Origin of the sequence: Flavobacterium poyangense, from assembly GCF_011751075.1 — a bacterium.
GTDB classification, from domain to species: Bacteria; Bacteroidota; Bacteroidia; order Flavobacteriales; family Flavobacteriaceae; genus Flavobacterium; species Flavobacterium poyangense.
Genome location: NZ_JAALLN010000023.1, coordinates 47,801 through 66,657, shown reverse-complemented (window position 1 = coordinate 66,657; position 18,857 = coordinate 47,801). Strand labels below are relative to the sequence as shown.

15 protein-coding genes are annotated in these 18,857 nt (G+C 35.3%); 10 read left to right on the top strand and 5 right to left on the bottom strand.

Features of this window, described 5'->3' with window-relative positions; translation table 11 throughout:
- Positions 1 to 195: 195 nt before the first annotated feature.
- The 9 genes from G3A47_RS20935 to G3A47_RS20890 all read left to right on the top strand — a co-directional run bounded on the left by G3A47_RS20935 (position 196) and on the right by G3A47_RS20890 (position 13,301).
- Positions 196 to 1,122, top strand: coding sequence for a geranylgeranylglycerol-phosphate geranylgeranyltransferase (locus G3A47_RS20935; protein WP_166925970.1), 927 nt, complete (start codon positions 196 to 198; stop codon positions 1,120 to 1,122).
- Positions 1,115 to 1,699, top strand: a complete 585-nt coding sequence (locus tag G3A47_RS20930; protein WP_166925968.1) for a Maf-like protein — start codon at positions 1,115 to 1,117, stop codon at positions 1,697 to 1,699. Before G3A47_RS20935 ends, G3A47_RS20930 begins: the two co-directional genes overlap by 8 nt.
- Positions 1,700 to 1,710: 11 nt before the next feature.
- Positions 1,711 to 2,241, top strand: coding sequence for a mechanosensitive ion channel domain-containing protein (locus G3A47_RS20925; RefSeq protein WP_166925966.1), 531 nt, complete (start codon positions 1,711 to 1,713; stop codon positions 2,239 to 2,241).
- A gap of 849 nt (positions 2,242 to 3,090) precedes the next feature.
- On the top strand, positions 3,091 to 4,686 hold the full coding sequence (locus tag G3A47_RS20920; protein WP_243860531.1) for an arylsulfatase: 1,596 nt from the start codon (positions 3,091 to 3,093) through the stop codon (positions 4,684 to 4,686).
- A 698-nt stretch (positions 4,687 to 5,384) separates the two neighbouring features.
- Complete coding sequence (locus G3A47_RS20910; protein WP_166925964.1) at positions 5,385 to 7,199, top strand: hypothetical protein; 1,815 nt, start codon at positions 5,385 to 5,387, stop codon at positions 7,197 to 7,199.
- A 226-nt stretch (positions 7,200 to 7,425) separates the two neighbouring features.
- Entirely contained in the window at positions 7,426 to 7,953 is a 528-nt protein-coding gene (locus tag G3A47_RS20905) for a hypothetical protein (RefSeq protein WP_166925962.1), read from the top strand.
- Between the two features lie 155 nt (positions 7,954 to 8,108).
- Positions 8,109 to 10,643, top strand: coding sequence for a PIG-L family deacetylase (locus tag G3A47_RS20900; RefSeq protein WP_166925960.1), 2,535 nt, complete (start codon positions 8,109 to 8,111; stop codon positions 10,641 to 10,643).
- Between the two features lie 121 nt (positions 10,644 to 10,764).
- Positions 10,765 to 12,495, top strand: a complete 1,731-nt coding sequence (locus G3A47_RS20895) for a sodium:solute symporter family protein (protein ID WP_166925958.1) — start codon at positions 10,765 to 10,767, stop codon at positions 12,493 to 12,495.
- Positions 12,496 to 12,674: 179 nt separating this feature from the next.
- Positions 12,675 to 13,301 carry an MCP four helix bundle domain-containing protein gene (locus G3A47_RS20890; RefSeq protein ID WP_166925956.1) on the top strand — a complete coding sequence of 209 codons (627 nt, stop codon included), beginning with the start codon at positions 12,675 to 12,677 and terminating at the stop codon, positions 13,299 to 13,301.
- Between the two features lie 425 nt (positions 13,302 to 13,726).
- Here G3A47_RS20890 and G3A47_RS20885 read toward each other — a convergent pair whose 3' ends face one another.
- The 5 genes from G3A47_RS20885 to G3A47_RS20865 all read right to left on the bottom strand — a co-directional run bounded on the left by G3A47_RS20885 (position 13,727) and on the right by G3A47_RS20865 (position 17,439).
- Entirely contained in the window at positions 13,727 to 14,569 is an 843-nt protein-coding gene (locus G3A47_RS20885; protein WP_166925954.1) for a DUF2911 domain-containing protein, read from the bottom strand.
- 71 nt (positions 14,570 to 14,640) lie between these two features.
- Complete coding sequence (locus tag G3A47_RS20880; protein ID WP_166925952.1) at positions 14,641 to 15,303, bottom strand: HAD family hydrolase; 663 nt, start codon at positions 15,301 to 15,303, stop codon at positions 14,641 to 14,643.
- Between the two features lie 84 nt (positions 15,304 to 15,387).
- Entirely contained in the window at positions 15,388 to 16,104 is a 717-nt protein-coding gene (locus G3A47_RS20875; protein ID WP_166925950.1) for a tRNA threonylcarbamoyladenosine dehydratase, read from the bottom strand.
- Between the two features lie 79 nt (positions 16,105 to 16,183).
- Positions 16,184 to 16,840, bottom strand: coding sequence for a TatD family hydrolase (locus tag G3A47_RS20870; protein ID WP_166925949.1), 657 nt, complete (start codon positions 16,838 to 16,840; stop codon positions 16,184 to 16,186).
- Positions 16,840 to 17,439, bottom strand: a complete 600-nt coding sequence (locus G3A47_RS20865) for a DUF1684 domain-containing protein (RefSeq protein WP_166925947.1) — start codon at positions 17,437 to 17,439, stop codon at positions 16,840 to 16,842. Before G3A47_RS20865 ends, G3A47_RS20870 begins: the two co-directional genes overlap by 1 nt.
- A gap of 97 nt (positions 17,440 to 17,536) precedes the next feature.
- Between G3A47_RS20865 and G3A47_RS20860 the strand changes: the two genes are divergently transcribed.
- A complete protein-coding gene (locus tag G3A47_RS20860; RefSeq protein WP_166925945.1) occupies positions 17,537 to 18,754 on the top strand; it encodes an MDR family MFS transporter in 1,218 nt (405 codons plus the stop codon).
- The last annotated feature ends 103 nt before the right edge of the window (positions 18,755 to 18,857 follow it).

The window sequence follows — 18,857 nt, the reverse complement described above, 5'->3', positions numbered from 1 at the left end:
TAGATTTTAGATTTTAGATTTTAGATTTTAGATTTTAGATTTTAGATTTTAGATTTTAGATTTTAGATTTTAGATTTGCTCTATAAATTTTGTCAAATTTTAAAAAATTTGACAAAATTTATCAAGTCTTTGAACCTTTGCAACTTTGTACCTCAGAACCTTTGCATCTCAGAACCTCAGAACCTCAAAAAAAAAATGAAATTCCTCAAACTCATTCGATATCAAAACCTACTGATGCTTGCTTTTATGCAGCTTTTATTTCGTTATGCTTTTTTAAAACAGCAAGACATCCCACTCGCTTTAGCCGACTGGCAATACGGATTATTGGTTTTAAGTACAATTTTAATTGCAGCAGCGGGTTATGTCATCAATAATATTTTTGATGTTGCTACAGATAGCATTAACAAACCAAATGATGTTGTAGTTGGCAAAGGAATAACGGAGACCACCGCTTATAATATTTACATTGGCCTTACTGTTAGCGGTGTTGCTATTGGTTTTTATTTGTCAAATGTAATCATGAGGCCTACTTTTGCTACGATTTTTATTCTAATCGCTTCGTTGCTTTATTTATATGCTACGTCTTTAAAACAAATCATGATTTTAGGCAATTTAATCGTGGCTTTATTATTGGCCTTTAGTGTAATCATCATTGGCGTTTTTGACATTTTTCCGGCAACAAACACCGAAAATCAGGCGCAAATGGCGAGTTTATTTTCTATACTTATTGATTATGCTTTGTTTGCTTTTATGATTAACTTTATTCGCGAAATAATCAAAGATATCGAAGATGTAAATGGCGACTATAATCAGGGAATGAACACTTTGCCAATCGCAATTGGAACTGCAAGAACTGCAAAAATTGCTTTGGGACTGGCTATCATTCCATTTATTCTATCAGTCCTTTATATCAATAAATATTTTATCGAAAACAATCTTTTTATTGTTACTTTTTATGCTTTTGCCTTTGTTCTAGCGCCTCTTTTGTATTTTATCGTAAAAATAGCCGGAGCAAAATCACAAAAGGATTTTCACCATTTAAGCACTATTTTAAAGCTAATTTTGCTTTTTGGAATTTTATCAATACTAGTTATTGCCGTAAATATTAAATACAATGCTTAAAGAAAAACTTAAAAAATACACTTTAATACTGGCTTCGGGATCTCCACGAAGACAACAGTTTTTCAAAGACTTAGATTTAGACTTTGAAATTAGATTAAAAGAGGTAGAAGAAATATATCCTCCGGAATTAAAAGCTGCTGAAATTACCGATTATCTGGCTGTGCTAAAAGCAAATGCTTTTGAGGGAGAATTGAATGCAAATGAGATTCTGGTGACCAGTGATACTATAGTCTGGCATCAGAATAAAGCATTGGGAAAACCCAAAGATGCAACAGAAGCCTTTGAAATGATAAAGTCAATGTCAAACAGCACACATGAAGTTTTTACTTCGGTTTGCTTTAAAACCAACACTGCTGCTACCGTTATAAATGATGTGACCAAAGTTAGCTTCAAAGATTTATCTGACGAAGCTATTTTGTATTATATCGCCAATTACAAGCCTTACGACAAAGCCGGTGCTTATGGTATTCAGGAATGGTTTGGTTTTATGGCTGTTACTAAGGTTGAAGGATCTTATACCAATGTCATGGGACTTCCAACTGCTAAAGTTTATGAATATTTGAGTACTTTAGATTAAAAAATAAATTTATGTTTTCTTTTAAAGAATATAGCCACGAAATTATATCGACCGGAATTCTCCTTCTTACTCTGATCAGTTTAAGAATGATAATTGCCAAATTAATACGTCGTTATGCCAGTTCTAGTCAGTTATTAGAACATCGAACTAATTTGGTGATCAAATACATTCATTTGTTAATGAATATATTGGTACTAATCAGCCTGATTGTAATTTGGGGAGTTGACACTGAGGATATTTTCATCACCGTCTCCTCTATCGCCACGGTAATTGGTGTCGCTATGTTTGCACAATGGTCAATTCTAAGCAATATTACTTCGGGAATGATTTTATTCTTTTCATTTCCTTTTAGAATTGGTGATACTATAAAAATCCACGATAAAGATTTCCCTATCGAAGCCGAAATTGAGGACATTAGCGCTTTTCATGTGAATTTAAAAACCAAAGAAGGCGAAAAGATTATTTTTCCGAACAACTTATTGCTACAAAAAGGAATCTCAATCATGCCGGTTCATTACGAAGAGAAGGAGTTTTTTGATTAACTGTTTTTACTTATTACTCAATTCTGTTATCTCTATCGGAATTAATGCTTTATTTGTATACTTCTGTACTTTGCTGTAAACTTTCTGTTTATTGATCCTGGTAAACCAGCCTCTAACATTGCAATTATGATCCGCTTTTTGCACTGTTCTCCGCCAGCAACTTAGCCGTTCCTCCAATCATAACATTAAGTAGAAAAGTCAGAGACTTTTATGAGATTTACAATTTCTAATTAGCATAAAAAAAAGTGCAAAGTCAAAGACATTTGCCTGCTTTTCATAAGGGCTCTTTGCGGAGCGGGAGATTAAAAATTAGACAATCTTCTTTTTGTGTGGTTAAAAATAATATCTGCCTAAGTAGATTTATTAGAATATGTTAGCACAAACATTAGCATTAATAAATTGAGAATCTCAGATGAAAAGAGTCAGGCTCTTAAAGGGGCAAAATCGCATCAACTGTATTTGTTTCCAAATGTTCCCGTAAAGTTATAATGGTCGGTTACGGTTTATGACTTTGAAACTCATGGAGTAATTAAAAATTCAAAATATTTTGACCGAGTTCCTACAACTCCCGGTCTTCAAAAAAAATACTAACGGCTCAATAGATATTATTTTGGAGAGGAAGCACCTGCAGGAAAAGAGTCAAACTGAATTCCAATTGACCATCAAATGCACTAGAAGAAGAGATTCTTTTATTTCTTATGAAAAGATCTTAACATTACTAGAAACACGTCCGAAGTTATAAGTTGCAAAAATATTAATTATAAGTAAAAGACTAATATTTATTTTTAACTTAGTGGTTTTTAATATGTTCCATTTGAGTTTATAATAGTTCCTTAATTAGTAAAAGTTATGAAAAAGCGTAAACATCAATTTTTAGGAGTAATGGTTTTTATTATTGCTGCTGTCATAAATGTGGCGGCACAGAAAAAACAACCCAACATACTTGTTATCTGGGGAGATGATATAGGCTGGGAAAATGTAAGCTCGTATGGAATGGGAGTTATGGGTTACACTACTCCCAATATAGACCGCATTGGTTATGAAGGGATACGTTTTACAGATCATTATGCACAGCCTTCCTGTACAGCAGGCCGCGCTGCATTTATAACAGGACAGTATCCCATCCGTTCGGGAATGGTGACGGTTGGAGTTCCTGGAGATAAATTAGGGCTTCAGGCAGCTTCACCGAGTCTGGCAGAAGTGCTTAAGAAAGTAGGATATTCTACAGGGCAGTTTGGTAAAAACCATTTAGGTGACCGAAACGAGCACCTTCCTACCGTACATGGTTTTGATGAGTTCTACGGAAACCTTTACCATCTTAATACGCAGGAACAGGCAGAATATGAGGGTTACAAAAATTATGCAAAAAATTATCCCGGAGGACCAGAGGCTTTTGCAAAAAAATTTGGTACACGTGGCGTCCTGCATTCTTTTGCAACTGCAAAAGATGACCCGACCATTGATCCCAAGTTTGGAAAAGTTGGAAAGCAGAAAATAGAAGATACCGGCCCTTTAACCATCGAGAGAATGAAAGATTTTGATGCTTCTGAGGTGATTCCAAAAGCCGAAGAATTTATGAAAAAATCTAAAGATGACGGGAAACCTTTTTTCGTATGGCTTAATACAAGCCGTATGCATCTTTATACTCATTTGAGTGAGAAATGGGAGCATGCCGCTGATACCATTACGCATGATCAGGACATGCATGGAGGAGGTATGATGCAGCATGACCACGATGTTGGATTAGTATTGGATTGGCTGAAATCACAAGGTTTGGATGAAAATACTATTATCTGGTACTCTACCGATAATGGTCCGGAACATTCTTCCTGGCCTTACGGGGCTACATCGCCTTTCCGTGGTGAGAAAATGACCACATACGAAGGAGGTCTGCGTGTGATATCTATGCTCCGCTGGCCCGGCGTGATTAAACCCAATCAGATTGACAATGGCATTCAGGCACATATGGACATGTTTACCACATTTGCCACCGCAGCTGGGGTTGCAAATATTAACGAAAACATCAAAAAAGAGAAAAATCAGTATATAGACGGCGTTAATAATCTGGACTACTGGCTGGAGAAAACTAAAAAAAGCAGCAGGGATGATTTTATGTATTATCACGAAAGCAAATTAATGGCTGTAAGAAAGGGACCTTGGAAAATTCATTTCAGCACCAGAGAAGATTATTATGACGACATAACGCCAAGGGGTTACTTGATTTTTAATCTCCGTAGTGATCCTTTTGAAAGTTACGATACCAAAGATTCCTATGGACATATGGCACAGCGCACCTCATGGGTGGTGGCTCCGATAATGGAACTGGCACAGCAGCATCTAAAAACACTCATCGAATATCCTCCTGTTCAAAAAGGAAGCACATTTGATGCTTCTAACTTAGTGGAACAGGTGCTGGAAGTGCAGAAAAAAGAAAAAGGCAAATAAAACCGAAAGATTTGGTTTTTCCTGTAATTTCATTTTAAAGGTTTATCTTTCATTAGGTACGGAAGCATTTTCTCTTTTTAGAACTAAGTACCAGAGTATTAAGGTAGCGCCATAAACATCGAAATCCTCAGCAAACGCTGAGGGTTTCAAATTAAGCGGAGATAATCTAGGATGTCACCATGTTTGTAAACTTTAACCCAAAAGGATCATAATTGTCTTCTTCAATAACAATAATGCTTGGGACAAGATTCTTTGCGTAGCTAACAACTTATTGCTACAAAAAGGAATCTCAATCATGCCGGTTCATTACGAAGAGAAGGAGTTTTTTGATTAACTGTCTTTCCCGAATTTCAGAATAATAAATCTGACAGGTTTTAAAACTTGTCAGATTTTGTTTTTATGAGTATTACCTATTTTATGTTTGATTCCGCAACTTTTATAAGGAGTCTATTTTGTCATTCATTGTTCGCAGAATAAAAAGAAAGCATTGATGTTCTTTCTTTTGCTGTTCCACTAAAAAACTACCGGATTTTTCCAAAATAAATCTGTTTTATCCGTATCCCAAAAAAGGTACCACAACCTATCCTGCTCTTCATTTATAAATTTTTAAAACTAAATGTTAATTGATGTAACTTATGAGCAATATTTAGCTTATATTCATATAAAAATCACCTTATATAAGCTTAAAAAATATCTGAATGCTGCGAAAACTAAAAATTGTTCTTTCTGTTACACTTTGCTTTTGCTTGCAGAGTCTTTTCGCACAGGTAGATAAACCTAAAAAAGATAGTACGGAGATCTATACCAAGATTCGAAACTATTCTAAAAAAAATAAATTCACCAAAACCTTACACAAGCTTTTTTTCAGAACCAGCAGACCTCGAAAAAAAGAAACTGAACCTGTCGAAACAGATACTATCAATTACAATGGTAAAATCATACGAAAAATAACAATTGTTACATTAGATCCCTTCGGACATTCAGTTACAGATACAACTGCTATGCCTCGAAATTGGGGAGAAAGAACAGGTAACAGGCTTCATTTAAAAACAAAAAAAATAGCCATTTACAATTTGTTGTTGTTCAAAAAAAATACCCCTTACGATTCCTATAAAGTACAAGAATCGGAGCGTCTTATACGATCCCAGCGTTACGTAACTGCTGTAAAAATTTCAAAAAAGTTAGCCAGCACGGCATCGGATTCTATTGATGTTACCATCCGTGTTTTAGATTCGTGGAGTACTATTCCAAGGTTTTCTATTTCTAGTGATAAGGTTGGTATCGGATTAAAAGAAAAAGACTTCTTCGGAATTGGTCACCAATTAGATTACAAATTTACGAATCGCTTTGACGATGGAGCAAACGAAAATGATGCCACTTACACGATACCAAGTATCAGACATACTTTTATAAGTACCGTGTTGAAGTACAATAATGACTTTGACAATAACTACAATAAGAGCATTAATGTTGAACGTGCTTTTTATTCTCCTTTAACCAAATGGGCGGGAGGTATTTATTTAGGTGAAAGTTTCAAACGAGACAGTTTGCAGGGACCCGATTTGAAATTTGCTTTTCAGCCCTTTAAACACCAATTTCAAGATTTTTGGGCCGGAAAAGCTTCAAAAGTTTTTGAAGATGAGCATCATGGAATAACCAATCTGATTATTTCTGCACGCGTCCTTAATGTCGATTATAAGGAAAGCCCGTCAATTGCATACGACTCCATTAATTTCTATTCTGATGAAAAACTGTTTTTAGCCGGGATCGGATTTAATACCCGAAAATTCGTCAAAGACAGTTATATTTTTAGAAATGGACGAACAGAAGACGTTCCTATAGGCAGAATTTACGGAATAACATTTGGCTACCAATACAAAAATGCGATTTCGAGACCTTATCTGGGAGCTCAGTTTTCTTTTGGCAATTATTACAAATTAGGTTTTTTAAGTATGAATTTTGAGGCCGGTACTTACTTTCATCAATCTAAAACCTATGAAACAACTATTTTACTTGAGTCAAACTACTTTACCAAATTGTACAGTATTGGCAACTGGAAACTAAGACAATTTGTTAATCCTCAATTTGTATTGGGAATCAATCGGGCAGACAGTATGGGTGACCAATTAAATCTGAACGAACAAAATGGACTGGCAGGTTTCAATGCTGCTTTGTACGGAACAAGTAAGGCGGTTTTAGCACTTCAAACCCAAACGTATTCGCCATATGAACTTTTAGGTTTCCGTCTTAATCCGTTTTTTCATTATGCAATAGGTGTTCTCGGAAGCCCAAATAATGCAATGTTTAGAAATAAACCATACTCAAAATTGACTTTAGGTTTGTTGATCAGTAATGACTATTTGGTTTTCAGTTCCTTTCAAATATCATTCTCTTATTACCCTAGTATTCCGATGCAGGGAGATAATGTCATCAAAACCAACACATTTGAAACCACAGATTACGGTCTGCAAAGTTTTGAGCTTGCAAAACCAAGAATTGTAAAATACAAATAAACTGCAAACTCCTCTCCCATCTTTGTTTATTTTCGAAAAAACTATCTCCAAATCTAAATTTTAACAATTTTACAACTCATTAAAAATCAAATACTTTACAAATCGTTAACAAAATAATATCGACAAAACGCATCATTTATCGGTTAAAATGCACACTATTTTCATTTTTGGCACAGTATATGAATATCGCTAAATACGATTAAAATTAACATAAAAACTAAAAAAAATGAAAACAGTTAAAATAGCAATCGCAGGATTATTACTTATGGTTGCAAACGCCACACAAGCCCAGGTATCTGTAAATGTTAACATTGGATCCCCTCCTGCATGGGGTCCGGCAGGTTATGCCGAAATGGAGTATTATTATTTGCCGGATATCGAAGCTTATTATGATGTTAGAGCTTCGCAGTTTATTTATTTTGGAGGAGAAAGATGGATTAGAGCAACACGTTTGCCAAGACAATATCGCAATTATGATTTGTACGGAGGCTATAAAGTAGTTTTAACAGATTATCACGGCAGAACCCCTTACACTTACTTTGATAGACATAGAGTGAGATATTATAAAGGATACCACGGAGCACCTCAAAGAACGTGCAAACCAAGGCCGGTTTACTACGGTTATAATGATGATCATAGAAATCGAAAAAATTATGATAAACATTATAAAAAACGCGATAGAGACCACGACGACGACGATGATGATGACCATGATCACGATCATGACCGCGGAAACCGTCATGGAAGAAGGTAATCTTCTAATAAAAACAAAGAGAGTATCAGCATGTTGATACTCTCTTTTTGCATGTTTTAATAGCAAAAAAATCGATCGTTAACATTTCATTTGCACAATCTTCAATAATATAATTAGTATTTTTGAACTTCTTTCAAAAAACACCAAAATTAGCTATGCGAAAAATTCAGATACCAATTCTTCTTCTTCTTTTTTTAGTCGGAACTACCTTCTCTTTAGCACAACAACCACAAAAACCAAATGCCGTAGAAATTTATAATCAAATCAAGAAATTAAACTTTCTCGGCTCTGTATTGTATCTGGCTGCGCATCCTGATGATGAAAACACCCGTATGATCTCTTATTTCGCAAATGAAATGAACGCCAGAACAGGGTATTTGTCATTAACACGTGGTGATGGAGGTCAAAATTTGATTGGCCCTCAGTTGCGTGAACTATTAGGTGTTATACGAACTCAGGAATTAATTGAAGCAAGAAAAGTAGATGGTGGAGAGCAGTTTTTCTCTAGAGCCAATGATTTTGGTTACTCAAAAAACCCAGAAGAAACACTACATATCTGGGACAAAGACAAGGTTTTGGCCGATGTTATCTGGACCATCAGAAAATTTCAACCGGACGTTATTATCAATCGATTTGATCACCGCACTCCCGGTTCCACACACGGGCATCATACTTCATCAGCTATGTTGAGCGTTGAAAGTTTTAAATTGACAAATGATCCCAAAATATATCCGGAACAATTGAAATATGTAAAACCATGGCAGGTTAAACGTCAATATTTTAATACTTCATGGTGGTTTTATGGAAGTCAGGAAAGTTTTGCAGCAGCAAATAAATCCAAATTTGCAACCTTAGAAACGGGTGTTTATTATACCGGAATTGGAAAATCTAATCAGGAAATTGCTGCCTTAAGTCGCAGTCGTCACCAATCTCAAGGTTTTGGTAGTACAGGTGCCCGCGGAAATGAAACTGAATATCTGGAACTAATCAACGGTGAAGCTCCAAAAGACCCTAATCAATTGTTTGAAGGAATTGACACAAGTTGGAATCGTGTAAAAAACGGAAAACCTATCGGAGAATTGGTTTCTAAAATTATTAGCAATTACAATTTCAGTAATCCATCGGCAAGTATACCTGATTTGGTAAAAGTCTATACCATGATCGAATCTTTAGAAGACGAACACTGGAAAAGTGTGAAATCTGCCGCCATAAAAAATATAATTGCTTCTTGCGCCGGTTTATATCTTGAAGCAGCTGCAAGCGAACAGGAAGCAACTCCGGGAAGTGTTGTTAAATTAAGCCTTGAAGCCATTAACAGGTCTGCTGTTGAAATGGAATTAACAAGTGTAACAACTTTACCAGAAAATAAAACTACCGTCCAAAACACGATCTTAAAAAACAATAACGATCAAAAAATCATTCTGCAAACTCAACTTCCTACCGGAATTGAATATACACAACCCTACTGGCTAAAAGAAAAAGCCTCAGAAGGAATCTATACGGTACAAAATCAGGAAAATATCGGAATTCCTGATATCATCAGAGAAGTGAAAGTCATTTTTAATGTAAAAATTAATGGTATTGTAATTCCATTTGAGCGTATTGTCATTTATAAATACAATGACAGCGTAAAAGGCGAAATGTACAATTTTTTGGACATTGTGCCGGAAGCCACCACTTCAATCTTAGAAAAAGTACTCCTTTTTAAGGACACCAAAAGCAAATTGGTTCCTGTAAAAGTGCGTGCCGGAAAAGATAATATAAAAGGAACTGTACAATTAGAATTAGGAAAAGGCTGGTTGATTTCACCAAACCAAATTTCATTTGCCTTAGAAAAAAAGGGAATCGAACAAACCTATTACTTCGAAGTTACCCCTCCGGTTCAACCTGAAGAAGCTGTTGCAAAAAGCATTATTACTATTGACAAAGAGCGTTTTGACAAAGACATCACCATCATTGATTACAGTCATATTACCAAACAAATGATCCTAAAATCGGCTGAATCAAAAGTCATTCGTATTGACTTAAAAACGGCAGGCGATGCTATTGGATACATTATGGGCGCGGGTGATGAGGTGCCTGAAAGTCTTACTCAGATGGGTTACAAAGTGACAATCTTAAAACCTGAGGAAATTACACCTGAAAAATTAGATTCTTTTAATGCTGTTATTACAGGAGTTCGCGCTTATAATACGGTCAATGCTTTAGCCAACAAGCAAAAAATATTGTTTGATTTTATAAAAAGCGGAAAAAATATGATTGTGCAATACAATACGTACGGCAGAATGGTAACCGATCAGATCGCTCCATATCCGCTAAAAATATCAAATGACCGTGTCACAGAAGAAAATGCAAAAATCACATTTCTGGCACCTAATCATCCTGTACTGAACACACCAAATAAAATCAGTACTAAAGATTTTGAAGGCTGGACGCAAGAACAAGGACTCTATTATCCGGACCAATATGATCCTGCCTTCACTCCTATTATATCGTCACATGACAAAGGAGAATCTGCTAAAAATGGAGCCTTACTAGTAGCGCCATACGGAAAAGGATATTACATTTACACTGGTTTAAGCTTCTTTAGAGAGCTGCCTGAAGGTGTTATTGGAGCTTATCGATTGCTTTCGAATATTATCTCGCTAAAGCAGCCTATCGAAGCGCCTAAGCCACAATTAAAGAACTAAATTTTCAAAAATGGAAGATAAAAAAACAAAAAAATGGAAAAAAAGCTACACCTACGTTTTGGTAGCAAATGCCGTTTACATTCTGATTTTTCTGTTAATCATGCAATTATACTCATAACTTATGCAACTATTTGATTGGATCGTTCTAATTGTTACCCTTTTATTTATTGTAGGATACGGCTCCTGGAAAACCAAAGGAAGTAAAAATGTCGAGGATTTTATTCTGGGCAACAATGAAACCCCTTGGTATACGGTCGGGCTCTCTGTAATGGCAACTCAGGCCAGCGCCATTACTTTTTTGTCAACACCCGGGCAAGCCTATCATGACGGAATGGGGTTTGTTCAGTTTTATTTTGGATTGCCAATTGCCATGATTGTTATTTGTGTGACTTTCATTCCACTGTATCATAAAGCCAAAGTATTTACTGCTTATGAATTTCTTGAAAAACGTTTTGATCTGAAAACACGCTCTCTGGCCGCGATTCTTTTCCTTGTTCAAAGAGGTTTAGGAACCGGACTGACCATTTATGCGCCGGCAATTATCTTATCGGCTCTTTTGGGCTGGAACTTAACCTTTATGAATGTCGTGATCGGTTTACTGGTCATAATTTATACTTTTTCAGGAGGTACAAAAGCCGTTAATGTGACACAAAAACAGCAGATGTTCGTAATTATGACGGGAATGTTTATCACCTTTTTCCTGATTTTACATTACCTGCCAAATGATATGACTTTCACCAGTGCCCTGCATATTGCCGGAGCTAATGATAAAATGAATATTGTAGATTTTTCTTTTAATCCCGAAGAGAAATACACTTTCTGGAGTGGAATTACCGGAGGTTTCTTCCTGGCTCTTGCTTATTTTGGAACAGATCAGTCACAGGTTGGTCGTTATCTGTCTGGGAAATCGATTCGCGAGAGTCAGATGGGATTAATAATGAACGGACTTTTAAAAGTACCTATGCAATTCTTTATCCTGCTTACAGGAATTATGGTTTTTGTGTTTTTTCAATTTAATCCCGTTCCTTTAAATTTTAATCCGAACAACAAAACTGTCATCGAAAAATCGGCATTCAAAGAAGAGTACCACGCTTTAGAGAAAAAACTAAATACCCTTTCTGAAGATAAAAAGGTAATCAACCTACTTTATATAGATCAGTTGAATCAGGATTATGACAATCCAATTCTAAGAAAAGAACTAGTGACTTTATCCAACAAAGAAAAAGACCTACGCGATCGTGCCAAAGAAATCATTTCAAAAGCAGACAGCAACAGTGAAACTAACGATAAAGATTATGTATTCTTCCATTTTATCCTGAACTACCTGCCAAAAGGCCTTATCGGACTATTGCTAGCTGTAATTCTTTCGGCCGCCATGTCTTCAACAGCTTCCGGATTGAATGCATTGGCTTCGACAACCGCAATCGACATTTACAAACGAAACTTAAAAACCGAAAAATCAGACAAACATTATCTAAATGCAACCAAATTCTTTACCCTTTTCTGGGGAATTATCGCCATCCTTTTTGCCTGCGTAGGAACATTATTTGAGAATCTTATTCAGTTGGTCAACATTATTGGTTCTATTTTCTACGGAACAGTTTTAGGTATCTTTCTGGTTGGTTTTTATTTGCGTAATGTTCAGGCAAAGGCCATGTTTTACAGCGCCATTATCAGTCAGATTACCATTTTTATCATCTATTATTTCATGATACACATTTACCCAAGCGGTCAGGAAAAATTAGGTTATTTATGGTTGAACTTTATCGGGGCGATTCTGACCATTGTTCTGGCTTTGATCATGCAACTTTTGTTTTTTAAAAGAAATGAACTCGAAGTAAATGAATTGTAGATTTATACTTTTTGGTGAATAAAATTTCATGCAGATTTGACAGATTTTTTTAATCTTAAATTAGTTCATATTAATATGTTTAAGCCTTCTTGATAAGAAGGCTTAATGTTTTAAATAATGAAACGTAGGTTAATTAATCAAAATCTCTATCTTTGAGAAACCACTCCAAAAACCTCATTATGAAGGATCCTAAAAAGTACAGCAATAAAACCAAAGCTGCTTTCATTTTGCTCATTGTAATGCTTCTCATTATTTTGAGTAATTTCAACACCTTACTGAACTCCAAAAAAGTCAATGAAAACATTAATGCCATCTATAAAGATCGTTTGGTAGTCGCACATTACATCTTTCAATACTCCAAAGAACTTCATTTTATAAAAACAGAAGCCGAAAAGCTAAATCTGAGCGATACCATCAAAAAAAATGAGATCGCAAGTACCTTAAAAATCATTCATACTATAGATGATCTCTATGCTAAAACGGTTCTGACACCAAACGAGAAGACTCATTTTCAAACTTTTTTAAATTCCTGTCAAACAATCCATAAACAATCTCAAAATAAAGACTGGGTACAAATATCGAAAGCAAGTGATGAAGCTTTAAAAACTTTAGAACTACTATCAAAAATTCAGATTGCCGAAGGAAAAGAAAAACTAAAAGCGGCAAATGCAACGCACAGCGGCAATAACAGTTTGGGACAACTGCAAATTGCCTTGCTTATTATTCTGGGCGGAATCACTTTTTACCTCCTGATTATTAAGAAAAAGAAAACCATAAAAATCCCTGAACCACCGAGTATGAACTAGAGTTTCTTAAGTCTCAGTTCTCGTGTTACACTTGGCAGGTTTCAAGTTTCAGGTTTCAAGTTTCAAGTTTCAGATTTCCCTCTTCTACTTCATTCAGGGTGACACAGGGAATTGATATGGACTTCATTCTTTGCCTTGCCCAGAGTTACATAGGAAATTGGTGCAGGTTTCATTCTTTACTTTACTGAGAGTGAGACAGGAGATTGCTATAGATCTTGCAGATTAAATAGACATTTAACTCATTCAAAAAATATAAAAAATCCGTTTTTATCCGCGTCTTCGCGATAGCGAACCCGTATAATCCGCGTCCAAAAAGCGTTCCTATAATCCCCAAAGTAAAAACATAAAAAAAATCCAAATTCCATAAAAAATTGGAATTTGGATTTTAAAATATTTCTAGAATTTTAAAGATTCACAGAATCTTTTTATCTGCTCCATTCTGTAATACTGTCTTTATTCATTTTAACATAATCTTGGTTGTTTGCTGTTTCAGCAGCAGCCAAAGATGCTTTTGCAGTTTCAATAGCTCCTTTTTTGTCGCCTTGTTTTGCCTGAATCAATGATTTAAGTCTTAAAATATAATACGGTTTTTCAGCACTCATGTCTAATGATTTGTCAACATAACTTCTGGCATCAGCAATATTTCCATTAGATTGAAATAAATATTGTGCTGAAGCAAAATAATCATTTGAAGTTGGTCCTGCTAATGTTTTTTCGATACTTGCTGTTGCTGTTTTTGCCGTTGGAACTTCAAATTTTAAAGCAACATGTGAGTTTTCCCATGCAATTTCCAGAAATCCATAATTAGGATCTAAACCGTTAATACCAATTGTAAAACTTTCAACCGGTTTTGGTAAAGCATCTTCTTTAACCGTAGTTCTTAAAGCAACATAAGCATCATTCCAGTTTTCAGGTAATCCCCAGTTATCTGTAGAAAGGTAGAAAATCACTTCCCAGCTTTCGATTTTTGGAATAGTATAAATTGCATACTTTCCTTTTTTCAATGTTTTACCATCAATTACAACATCATCACTAAAATTGATGATCGTATTTTCGTTGGCACCGGTTCTCCACAACTTTCCAAATGGGACTAAATTCCCAAATACAGCTCTTCCTCTTGCGCCTGGTCGTGAATAAGTAACTTCAACATCAGTTAAACCAACCGTTTGTTTGATATAAGCTTTTGGACTCGCTTGTGGTGTTTTAACCTGCGCTTCTGAAGCAAAAGGAGCCATAAAAATAGCTAATGCAATAAGTATTTTTTTCATTGTTCTAGGTTTATTTGTTTTTATTCAAATTTACAACTCAATCAGTTAACAAATGTTAAATTTTACTTAATTCAAGCGCCTAATTGCGATATTTTTTCAGCATTTAACTCCTTGAAATCATTGATAATTAAATCAGAAGCGGATAAGTCCTGCATTTTAGAATGATGACTGTTGTAGCCTATACAAAAGAGACCCGCTCCTTTGGCTGCCAGTACGCCATTTGTGCTATCTTCAATCACGATACAGTTCTCTTTTGGCGCTTTTGACAATGATGCCGCATGCAAAAAAATAGCAGGGTTGGGCTTTGATTGCGGAAAGTCTTCACCGCTTACCGTATCTGTAAAATAAGGATATAAATTAAATCGGGTAAAAACACGCTCAATAGTTACCTTCGATGCAGAAGACGCTAAAATTAACTGAATTCCGTTCGCATGTAAATCTTTAATCAAATCTTCAACACCATCAAGTAAATACAAGTCTTCCTTAGTATCGAAAGCATCATTGAAAATGGTTCTTTTTCTTTGAATCAGATCTTCTACTTCCTGCGTTATCGCTGGAAAATGCCCTTTCAGTGTTTGAAATGTATTTCGAGTCGAAAATCCGGTAAACGAAGTGTACATTTCTTCTGAAACCTCAATATCAAGCTCAGAAAATTGTTTGTAATAAGCGTAACGGTGAACGGGTTCTGTATCGACAATAACACCGTCCATATCAAAAATTACTGTTTTTATCATTTTTTTTTAAGGTACAAAGGTTCTAAATAGCAAAGGTTCAAAGGTTTCTAATTGTTACTGCAAACTGTTTATGCAAAATCGCCACTATTCTTTTTTCAGTAAATATCGAATTACTGTTTCAGCAGCATGTAGGCCAAATAAACCTGGCATATAACTATTGGTCCCGTAAAATGATTTTTTGAAGTTCTTTCCGTCCGTTAATTTCAAACTTTTCTCATCTTGAATTTCTGAAGAGAAGACAACTTTCAATTTATTGATTTTAGCTTCTTTCAAACGCTTGCGAATTGTTTTCGAAAAGTAACAGTTTATCGTTTTAGAAATATCAGTAACTTTTACTTTTGAAGCTAACATTTTTCCCCCCGCACCCATACTGCTTATGATTTTTACTCTATTTCGTTTTGCGGCAAAAATCAAATTTAACTTTGGAGTAATACTGTCAATACAGTCCAAAACATAATCAAATTCTGGAGTCACAATCTCAAAAGCACGTTCCGGCGATAAAAATTCCTGAACTCGTGTCAGTTTTAATTCCGGATTAATGTCCATCAAGCGATCTCCTACTATTTTGATTTTTGGCTCACCCACTGTAGAATGCAAAGCCGGTAGTTGTCTGTTTATATTGGTAATGTCCACTACATCTCCATCTACAATTGTCATGTTCCCCACTCCTGCTCTGGCCAAAAATTCAGCTGCAAATGATCCTACACCGCCTAAACCAACTACCAAAACATTTGAGTTTTGCAGGTTTTCTAATCCTTCTTTAGTAAATAAAAGCTCGGCTCTTTCTGTCCACTCTGCCATATATCTTTATTGATTTTATAATTTATTTTTTGTTATCTTTTGTTTCAAGTTTCAAGTTTCAAGTTTCAGGTTTCACATCTCACATCTCACTCCCCTCAAAAACAACTCTATAGTTATTTAAGATAGTCTTTTCCAGCTCTTTGCTGTTCAAACCCTTGTATGCTGCGGCTAAATCGTATACTTGCTCAATTGTTTCTTGTATTGTATCGGTTTCCAGAAAAAAACGATTGTTTGGTACCTCTTGAAAAACCGTTTTCAAATCAGGGTTTTTAAGCAGGTATTTTCCAAACGAAATATAAAATCCTTCTTTAACCAATTGTTTCGCAATCTGACCATTTTTCGAAAAGCCATGTATAATCATCGGAACGGTGATTTTCATTTTTTTTCTAATGGTAATCACTTCCTGAAAAGCGGCTACACAATGTATCACTACCGGCTTTTTGTACTTTTCTGCCAGAATCAATTGTTTTTCAAAAACCAAAATCTGCAACTCCAGCGGAACTTCAACCCGCTTGTCTAAACCGCATTCTCCAATTGCCAGACAATTTTTAGTTTGCAATTTTTCTTCAATAATTTCCAGATCACTTTCAATTCGTTCTTTTACAATGTACCAAGGATGAATTCCAATAGAATAAAACGGCACAGCACTATCAAAATCTTGCGGATACTGATTGACCAATTCTAAAATATTAGACTGATTGCTAAAATGATGCGTATGAAAATTGAAAAATTCCATTAATGAAACGTTTTCACACCTGCTTTAATTTCAACCTTCAAATCATTCTCTAACGGAACAATCGGACAGGAATATTTATGATTATAAGCACAATACGGATTGTATGCCTGATTAAAATCAATTGCAATCGTATTGCCCTTCGGGATTTCTAAATCAATATAGCGGCCTCCGATATAACTCTCTTTACCACAGGTTAAATCTGAAAAAGGCAAGAATAAATGATTCTTATACTCCGGATTTTTCGAAAGTTCTATATTTCTATATACATTCAACCGACAGTCAACTCCATTAATCTTAAAACTTACCGTTCCGTATTTAATATATTTTGGTGTTCTTGTTCCCGTGGTTTTCATTTCGAAAACCTTTTCATTTACCGCTTTTTCAAAAACAGCATTCACGAAAAAAGATTGATTTATCGGATAAAACGCTAAGGCCTTAAACGTTCTCAAATCCTGCTCCATCAGCGGACTTGTCTTAGCATCAGCATATTCTGAATTAATTTTCTTCTGAAATTTTTCAGCATCACTCTGTTTAAATTTCTTTTGGCTAAAACCTAAAGTAAAGGTCAACAGCAAAACAAATGCGACAATTTTTTTCATCTTTACAATTTTATGCAAAAATAGTTTAAAAGTAACAAAGCAGCAACCGCTCTACGTTACAAAGTTTTCTAACTTTGCTGTAAATAACCAATTTATAATGCTCAAAACTGCTTTTACCCACTACATCAATAATTTTAAAGGATTTTCAAGAGAAATTTGGATACTTACCCTTGTAACTTTTATTAATCGTGCCGGTACTATGGTACTTCCTTTTTTGTCCAAATACTTAAAAGAAGACCTTCATTTCTCTTACAATCAGGTGGGTTGGATTATGGTTTCGTTTGGTCTTGGCTCTATGTTGGGTTCCTGGTTAGGCGGCAAATTATCGGATAAAATCGGGTTTTACAAAATCATGATTTTTAGTTTATTTACCAGTGGGGTATCGCTTTTCTTTATTCAATATATAACCACTTTCTGGGCGCTTTGTGCTGCTATGTTTGTTCTGATGGTTATTGCAGATATGTTTAGACCTGCCATGTTTGTCTCTTTAGGAGCTTATGCTAAACCGGAAAACAGAACGCGAGCACTAACATTGGTGCGTTTAGCTGTAAATCTGGGTTTTGCCGCAGGTCCTGCTTTGGGTGGTTTGATTATTATGGGAATTGGGTATTCCGGCTTGTTTTGGGTTGATGGAGCGTCCTGTATTGTTTCTATTTTAATTTTTGCTTTATTGGTTAAAGAAAAGAAAAAAGTGACTCACGATGACAAAATTGAGAGCAGCGCAAACGTAAAATCAGTTTTTCATGATAAAATCTTCTGGGTTTTCTTGTTTGTAAGTTTTGCGACTGCTATGATTTTCTTTCAGCTTTTTACGACCTTACCTTTATACCACAACGAAAAATTTGGTTTAAGCGAATTTCAGACCGGCTTACTAATGACGCTAAACGGACTTCTGATCTTTTTTCTCGAAATGCCAACAGTTGGCTTTATGGAAAGAAAAGGCTTTCCAAAAATAAAAATCATCATTGTAGGTTCCTTAATAATGAGTCTAAGTTTCTTTTTGTTACTCATTAATGTTTGGGCCGGGATACTCGTTATCAGTATGATTTGCATCTCTATTGGAGAAATTCTGACCTTCCCTTTCTCTAATGCATTTGCTTTAAGTCGCGCACCACGTGGTCAGGAAGGCCGTTATATGGCACTTTACACCATGAGTTTTAGTTTGGCTCATATTATAAGTTCAAAAATCGGCTTTGAAATTATTACCCGTTTAGGTTATCAAATCAACTGGTTTGTTATGGCTTGTACCGGACTTATCGCAGCATTTTGTTGCTTCTGGATCAAAAAAGCTTTGATCGACGAAAAAATTCGTTAGTAGTTCCTTTAAAATACAATCAATTCATTTTCAATTTAATACCTCTAAATTGAACCGTTTTTCTATGCGCTGAATTCAAAGCAAACTTAAAAAATAGTTAATT

What these genes read in the sequence shown, in the direction of transcription:
- G3A47_RS20935 (WP_166925970.1), top strand. Translation starts at nt 196, where the DNA reads ATGAAATTCCTCAAACTCATTCGATATCAAAACCTACTGATGCTTGCT.
- G3A47_RS20930 (WP_166925968.1), top strand. Translation starts at nt 1,115, where the DNA reads ATGCTTAAAGAAAAACTTAAAAAATACACTTTAATACTGGCTTCGGGA.
- G3A47_RS20925 (WP_166925966.1), top strand. Translation starts at nt 1,711, where the DNA reads ATGTTTTCTTTTAAAGAATATAGCCACGAAATTATATCGACCGGAATT.
- G3A47_RS20920 (WP_243860531.1), top strand. Translation starts at nt 3,091, where the DNA reads ATGAAAAAGCGTAAACATCAATTTTTAGGAGTAATGGTTTTTATTATT.
- G3A47_RS20910 (WP_166925964.1), top strand. Translation starts at nt 5,385, where the DNA reads ATGCTGCGAAAACTAAAAATTGTTCTTTCTGTTACACTTTGCTTTTGC.
- G3A47_RS20905 (WP_166925962.1), top strand. Translation starts at nt 7,426, where the DNA reads ATGAAAACAGTTAAAATAGCAATCGCAGGATTATTACTTATGGTTGCA.
- G3A47_RS20900 (WP_166925960.1), top strand. Translation starts at nt 8,109, where the DNA reads ATGCGAAAAATTCAGATACCAATTCTTCTTCTTCTTTTTTTAGTCGGA.
- G3A47_RS20895 (WP_166925958.1), top strand. Translation starts at nt 10,765, where the DNA reads ATGCAACTATTTGATTGGATCGTTCTAATTGTTACCCTTTTATTTATT.
- G3A47_RS20890 (WP_166925956.1), top strand. Translation starts at nt 12,675, where the DNA reads ATGAAGGATCCTAAAAAGTACAGCAATAAAACCAAAGCTGCTTTCATT.
- G3A47_RS20885 (WP_166925954.1), bottom strand. Translation starts at nt 14,569, where the DNA reads ATGAAAAAAATACTTATTGCATTAGCTATTTTTATGGCTCCTTTTGCT.
- G3A47_RS20880 (WP_166925952.1), bottom strand. Translation starts at nt 15,303, where the DNA reads ATGATAAAAACAGTAATTTTTGATATGGACGGTGTTATTGTCGATACA.
- G3A47_RS20875 (WP_166925950.1), bottom strand. Translation starts at nt 16,104, where the DNA reads ATGGCAGAGTGGACAGAAAGAGCCGAGCTTTTATTTACTAAAGAAGGA.
- G3A47_RS20870 (WP_166925949.1), bottom strand. Translation starts at nt 16,840, where the DNA reads ATGGAATTTTTCAATTTTCATACGCATCATTTTAGCAATCAGTCTAAT.
- G3A47_RS20865 (WP_166925947.1), bottom strand. Translation starts at nt 17,439, where the DNA reads ATGAAAAAAATTGTCGCATTTGTTTTGCTGTTGACCTTTACTTTAGGT.
- G3A47_RS20860 (WP_166925945.1), top strand. Translation starts at nt 17,537, where the DNA reads ATGCTCAAAACTGCTTTTACCCACTACATCAATAATTTTAAAGGATTT.